This is a genomic window from Amycolatopsis sp. SID8362 (genome assembly GCF_010550475.1).
GTDB lineage: Bacteria > Actinomycetota > Actinomycetes > Mycobacteriales > Pseudonocardiaceae > Amycolatopsis > Amycolatopsis eburnea.
In genome coordinates this window covers 1-246 of record NZ_JAAGNB010000672.1, presented here as the reverse complement: position 1 = coordinate 246, position 246 = coordinate 1, and the positions used below count along the sequence as shown (strand labels likewise).

At 75.2% G+C, this 246-nt stretch carries 1 protein-coding gene; it reads right to left on the bottom strand.

What is annotated here, in order from left to right:
• Positions 1-246 (bottom strand): phosphopantetheine-binding protein (locus G3I65_RS20420; RefSeq protein ID WP_160697522.1); only part of this gene is annotated, 246 nt, incomplete at both ends.

Here is a 246-nt window from a genome sequence, read left to right as displayed (position 1 = left end):
GGATGCGCGCGACCACCTGCGCGGCGGTCAGGCTGCCGCCGCCGTGGGTGAAGAAGTCGGCCTTCGGGTCGTCGACCGACACGCCGAGGATCTCGGCCCACCCTTCGGCGAGCCACGTCTCGGTCGGCGACAGCCCGGTGGCGTCCACAGTGGACAGCGGCCACGGGAGCGCGGCGCGGTCGACCTTGCCGGAGGTGCGGGTCGGCAGGTCGTCGACGACGGCGAGCAGCGGCACCAGCGCGGCGG